This window comes from Enterococcus ratti (assembly GCF_001886195.1).
Lineage (GTDB): Bacteria > Bacillota > Bacilli > Lactobacillales > Enterococcaceae > Enterococcus_B > Enterococcus_B ratti.
Genome location: NZ_JXLB01000065.1, coordinates 1 through 636, shown reverse-complemented (window position 1 = coordinate 636; position 636 = coordinate 1). Strand labels below are relative to the sequence as shown.

Below are 636 nucleotides of genomic sequence, written 5' to 3'. Positions count from 1 at the left end.
TTCTTGCGTATTCTCTGGTTTTGGTGTTTCCCCATTAAACAATGCGTTGACTGCACTTTGCGCTGTATCATAACTTGAAGATTTTACTGTCCATTTCCAACCATCTTTTATTTCAAATATATAGTCTTTACTTACTGTATTGGATAATTGAATGTTCCTATTGATCGTTAGTGGTGCTTCATTCGTCGTGATAATTAATTTATATCCACTTCCGTTTCCAACACCCGTAGTTGAGTTGTTGGTAGTAGTTCCTCCTCGAAATTCTTTGTTGTACAAAGACTGAAAACCATAAGTTGATGGTCTAGTAACTTGCACTTTCCCAATGAACCCATTACCAGGTAGTGTTTCCCCAAATGTGTGTAAATACGTTCCTTTAGGATTGGCATCTATTCGAACTACTACTTGTCCTGTAGATGTTTTAAGTAGAATTTCTTGTAACATCGCTTGCATGTCATTCAATTGTGTTTGCAATGCTTGTTTTTGTTGACTCATTGCAGGAATGTCACTTGATAATGCATTAATACGCTGTTGAAGTGCATCAAACGCGCCTTGAGTCGTATCCCCTGATAAGCCAGTTTTATCAATAACTCCATTATTACTAAAGTATAAAGCATTGAGATCCTTCCTTATTTGTTC

At 36.6% G+C, this 636-nt stretch carries 1 protein-coding gene; it reads right to left on the bottom strand.

Going from position 1 to position 636, the window contains the following annotated elements; all coding sequences use genetic code 11:
* Positions 1 to 636 (bottom strand): hypothetical protein (locus RV14_RS12365; RefSeq protein ID WP_167359870.1); only part of this gene is annotated, 636 nt, incomplete at both ends.